The sequence below is a fragment of the Salinicola sp. 4072 genome (assembly GCF_036663415.1).
In the GTDB taxonomy this organism is placed as follows: Bacteria; Pseudomonadota; Gammaproteobacteria; order Pseudomonadales; family Halomonadaceae; genus Salinicola; species Salinicola salarius_A.
In genome coordinates, this window is sequence record NZ_JAXOVV010000054.1 from 1 (window position 1) to 4,538 (window position 4,538).

At 62.8% G+C, this 4,538-nt stretch carries 6 protein-coding genes; 5 read left to right on the forward strand and 1 reads right to left on the reverse strand.

Translation table 11 applies throughout. From position 1 onward, the window contains the following. The coding region (locus tag R3F72_RS18235) for an IS66 family transposase (protein WP_332778557.1) at positions 1-291 on the forward strand (291 nt) is incomplete at its 5' end. A gap of 59 nt (positions 292-350) precedes the next feature. After that, positions 351-1,013, forward strand: a complete 663-nt coding sequence (locus R3F72_RS18240; RefSeq protein WP_332780443.1) for an extensin-like domain-containing protein — start codon at positions 351-353, stop codon at positions 1,011-1,013. A gap of 33 nt (positions 1,014-1,046) precedes the next feature. On the opposite strand, the gene R3F72_RS18245 is transcribed toward R3F72_RS18240, so the two are convergent. Beyond that, positions 1,047-1,265: a hypothetical protein gene (locus R3F72_RS18245; RefSeq protein WP_332780445.1), complete on the reverse strand. Its 219-nt coding sequence runs from the start codon at positions 1,263-1,265 to the stop codon at positions 1,047-1,049. 336 nt (positions 1,266-1,601) lie between these two features. On the opposite strand from R3F72_RS18245, the gene R3F72_RS18250 reads away from it, so the two are divergent. The 3 genes from R3F72_RS18250 (at position 1,602) to R3F72_RS18260 (ending at position 4,234) form a co-directional block, all read left to right on the forward strand. Then, positions 1,602-2,846 carry an alpha-hydroxy acid oxidase gene (locus tag R3F72_RS18250; protein ID WP_256961118.1) on the forward strand — a complete coding sequence of 415 codons (1,245 nt, stop codon included), beginning with the start codon at positions 1,602-1,604 and terminating at the stop codon, positions 2,844-2,846. Between the two features lie 167 nt (positions 2,847-3,013). Then, on the forward strand, positions 3,014-3,637 hold the full coding sequence (locus R3F72_RS18255) for a YbhB/YbcL family Raf kinase inhibitor-like protein (protein WP_332780444.1): 624 nt from the start codon (positions 3,014-3,016) through the stop codon (positions 3,635-3,637). 72 nt (positions 3,638-3,709) lie between these two features. Continuing rightward, complete coding sequence (locus R3F72_RS18260; RefSeq protein WP_087718516.1) at positions 3,710-4,234, forward strand: retropepsin-like aspartic protease family protein; 525 nt, start codon at positions 3,710-3,712, stop codon at positions 4,232-4,234. Positions 4,235-4,538: the final 304 nt, after the last annotated feature.

The window sequence follows — 4,538 nt, forward strand, 5'->3', positions numbered from 1 at the left end:
CTGCTCGAACGTCTCCAGGCGTACGAGGACGACGTGCTGCGTTTCCTCGACGACCCCGCCGCGCCCTTCACCAATAACCAAGGGGAGCGTGACCTGCGGATGACCAAGGTCCAGCAGAAGATTTCAGGCTGTTTCCGCTCCTGGGAAGGTGCCGAGATCTTCTGCCGGATGCGCAGCTTCCTCTCGACGGCGGTCAAGCAGGGCCTGGCAGCGCACACCGCACTGGAACAGTTGTTTGCCGGTGAAGTGCCCGAATTCATGCGTCGGGACGGCCTGGATCAGGCAGCGTGACCTGAATAGTTACGAAACCTTTTCCAAGACCTTCTTCAAGCACTCTGATTTGTCTGATAGTGATCGCTGTCGGCATCGCCTTCGACAAGGGAATCTGGCAGATCCCGCGGGAGTGGAACCCGTTCGCGCCACTGGTCGTGAGCGATCCCGTGACGCCGGTCACGCGTTGGAAGCTGAAAGCGCTATCCGGAGATCGAGAGGCGTGTCTTGCAGCGCTGGAGACGGCGCCGGATATCGATTATACCCCGCTGGGCGATTACACCGCGGCGGCCGGTTGCCCGCTCGAAAACGTGGTTCGGCTCTCGAGCACGCAGGTCGCGTTCAGTTCGAGCTTCGTGGCCAGTTGCCCGCTGGCGCTGGCCTGGACCATGTACGAACGACACGAACTGCAGCCGTTGGCTCGGCAGATCTTCGGCGAGGGTGTTTCCCGCGTGCAGCATTACGGCTCTTTCGCATGCCGCAATATCTACCATCGGGAGAACGCCAGACGCAGCGAGCATGCCACGGCGTCGGCACTCGATGTCGCGGCCTTCCGGCTCGAGGATGGGCGTCGGATCAGCGTACTCGAGGACTGGGGGGACGGGGGCGAACGTGGTCGGTTTCTCGAAGCGGCTCAGGCGGGTGCCTGTCACTATTTCGGTACCACTCTGGGGCCGAACTACAATGCCGCGCACGCCAATCACTTTCATCTCGGCATGCGCGGCGTTTCGTTCTGCCGCTAGGCTGAAACGAGGCAGGGAAGTCGCAGCGACGGCTCAGTCGTCGAGGTCGACATCGTCTTCGTCGGTTGCCGCGCCCGTGGCTGCACCGACACCGCCGCCGATCACGGCACCCTGAGTGACGTCACCTCCGGTCGCAGCCGCCGCGCCCGCACCGACGGCGGCACCGACGCCCGCGCCGCTGGCCGCGCGCTCGCCGGTCGAGGTTCCGCATGCGGAGAGGCCGAGGGTGAGCAGCAGGGTCAAAAACGTCATCCTTAACATAAGTTATCTCCTTTCAAGTGTGGTTACAGGCTAGAAACAAACCTGGCACGCTGCAACTCGGGAGCGGAAGTCATCGAATCCAGGCTTGTACATCGAAAGTCGACTGTTTCTTTAAATATGATGTATGACAATTTAGCGCTTGATCGTCGACTGCATCGCCTCTTCAGGTCGAGTCGGCACCCTCGATATCCTTTGACGTTCCCGGAGAACGCCGATGCCCTCGGACCCGACTGCAGTGCGGTTTTCACATGCCATGCTTCCCCTTGACCAGCCGATCCATGATGCCAGGGTCACGACCGCGCATCGGACATCGAGGAGGATGGAGCCATGAGCGCGATGGAGCCCCAGCCCCGTTTTCGAAATGCGGTGAATTCGAACCTCGGCATTTCCTGGTTCGAGCGCTGGTGGTTTCGCCGGCGGTTGCGACACATCCTCTGCCTGGCGGATTTCGAGCGTTTCGCGAGGCGGGTGCTGCCCAAGCCCATCTTCGGTTACGTGGCCGGTGCGGCGGAAACCAATGCCTCCTACGATGACAATTTTCGGGCCTTTCGCGAGATCGGGTTCGTGCATCGCTCGCTGGTCAATGTCAGCGGGCGGACGACCCGAACCTCGCTGATGGGGCGCGAACATGCCCTGCCGTTCGGCATCGCACCGATGGGCGTCAGCGCGTTGACCGCCTACCGTGGCGACATTCGCCTGGCCAGCGCTGCCCGGCGGGCCGGTATTCCCATGGTCATCAGCGCCTCCGGACTGATCGCGCTGGAGACGATTGCCGAGGTCAATCCCGATGTCTGGTACCAGGCTTACATGCCACCCGATCCGGCATCCATTCATGCCCTGGTGGCGCGTGTGGCTCGTGCCGGAATCCAGACGCTGGTGGTGACGGTCGACTCCGCCGTGGTGCCGAGCCGTGAAAACAACGTGCGCACCGGGTACAAGACGCCGATTCGCCCCGACCTTCGCCTGCTGTGGCAAGGCGCAACGCATCCCGAATGGGCGCTGTGTACCTTCCTGCGCACGATCCGTCGTCACGGCATGCCGCATTTCGAGCATGTCGGTGCGGAGCGCGGCGTTGCCCTCGTCGCCAAGAACGTCGAGCGGGACTTTTCCGGCCGGGAGCATCTCGATTGGGAGGACATCCGCCGCATTCGTGAGCAGTGGGGCGGCAAGCTGGTGCTGAAAGGCATCATGGCCGTGGAGGATGCGCGCAAGGCCGAGTCCCTGGGTGTCGATGGCATCATCGTTTCCAACCACGGCGGGCGGCAACTGGACGGTGATGTCTCGCCGCTGCGTGTGCTGCCCGATATCGCCGCGGCCGTGAGTCTCGACGTGATGGTCGACAGCGGCTTTCGGCGCGGCTCCGATGTGCTGAAAGCGCTGGCGCTGGGGGCGAAGTTCGTGTTCGTCGGCCGCCCGTTCAACTATGCCGCGGCGGTGGCGGGAGAAGCCGGGGTCGATCATGCCATTTCGCTTCTCGCGACCGAGGTGCACCGTAACCTGGGGATGCTGGGCATCAACTCGCTGGAAGAGATGACCGCCGACCGGCTCTATCCGCTCCCTCGGATATCCTGAGCCGTCAATGCGCCTGGGCGCTATGGGTCGTCACCGCGCCCGATCATGACAAAAGCCGCGAGGGCACTTAAGGTTATCGGTGAATCGTCGGCGTGCGCCGGAGCCGTTTGCGATGGCGCGCCCGTACGGGGATCAATACCTGTTTCACTATCGACGAGGAGTGGCCCATGCGTTTGACCATCAAGGGTATCGAGGAAGGCAAGCCGATTCCGGCGCAGTTCGCTTTCGCCGTGCCCGATCCCGAGCAGCACATGCGCCTGAGCGACAACCGCAACCCGGAAGTGCGCTGGCTGGACGCGCCGCAAGGCACGCAGAGCTTCGTGCTGCTAGTGACCGATCCCGATGTGCCGGGCGTGGCGGACGACGTCAATCAGGAAGGCAAGACACTCCCCGCGGACCTGCCGCGCGTCGATTTCTACCATTGGGTACTGGTGGATATTCCCGTCGAGGTCAACCTGATCGAGGAAGGCGAGATGGCCGACGGCGTGGTCCCCAAGGGCAAGACGCCTGGGCAGACCGCCAAGGGCATCAGCGGAATCAACGGCTACACCGGGTTTCTGGCCGGCGACCCGGACATGGCCGGCGTCTACGGCGGCTACGATGGGCCTTGCCCGCCCTGGAACGATGAAATCGTCCATCGCTATACCTTCAGCGTGTTCGCGCTGGATATTTCCACGCTGGGTCTGTCGGGAGAATTTACCGGCGAGCAGGTTCGCGAGGCGATGGCGGGTCACGTGCTGGCGGAATCCAGCATCACCGGAACCTATACCCTCAACCCGGACCTGCGCTGATCCTCATGACGGCGCCAGGCCATGAGGCGAAGCGGCGCCGCGCGATTCGCCTGCAACAGTGCGATGGTTGCCATGGAGAATGATTCTCGCGGTGTCCGTCGAACCGGCATCGGCATGATGGTGCTGTTCTGGATTCTGCTGCTGTTGCTGGCGGGTTGGTGGTTCCGTGGCGTGGAACAGCGGCGCAGCCAGCCCAATGCCGAGTTGGCCGGCGCCGTTTCCGTCGGGCAGGCCCCGGTCACGCTGGAGCGCAACGCCTACGGCCACTTCGTCGCGCCGGGCGAGATCGACGGCCAGAACGTGACCTTCTTGATCGATACCGGCGCTACCTACGTTTCCCTCTCTCGGTCGCTTGCCGAATCCCTCGGGCTCGAGCCGGGGCGCGAGGTCACGTTCACTACCGCCAATGGCCGCGTCGATGGCCATCTGACGACGCTCGACAGCGTCAGGCTGGGTGGCTTGCAGGTCCGCCGTGTGCCGGGATCGATCCATGCCGGTATCGATGACGACGTCGTGCTGCTGGGCATGAGCTTCCTGGGGCGCTTCGATATCCAGATACGCGGTGACCGGATGATCCTCGGCCCGCCTGACGGGTAAACGGATAAGTTGAACCATACTGGGTCAACGTGAGGCCTCGCCGGCAGGCGAGGCTGAACCGGAAGCGTGGCGATATCGACAGGCATCACCGTTCTGCACCAGTATCGACATAGGAAAGCGGCGCGGGATAATCGCCGTCCGGTTTCAGTTCGTCGGGAAACAATGGGCTGACCTGATCCCGCCTCATTCACGAGGGTGCTGATTGAGCGGTCTGAAGGTACTGACTGGTGGCATCGCTTATCAGGATCGGCTTCTTCAGCGCGAATAGCTGTTGAGTAATGCCAAAACGCTGAAATTTCCCCGC

Bases quoted from the DNA above. Each gene is read 5' to 3' on its own strand.
- R3F72_RS18260 (WP_087718516.1), top strand. From the start codon at position 3,710: ATGGAGAATGATTCTCGCGGTGTCCGTCGAACCGGCATCGGCATGATG.
- R3F72_RS18250 (WP_256961118.1), top strand. From the start codon at position 1,602: ATGAGCGCGATGGAGCCCCAGCCCCGTTTTCGAAATGCGGTGAATTCG.
- R3F72_RS18255 (WP_332780444.1), top strand. From the start codon at position 3,014: ATGCGTTTGACCATCAAGGGTATCGAGGAAGGCAAGCCGATTCCGGCG.
- R3F72_RS18245 (WP_332780445.1), bottom strand. From the start codon at position 1,265: ATGACGTTTTTGACCCTGCTGCTCACCCTCGGCCTCTCCGCATGCGGA.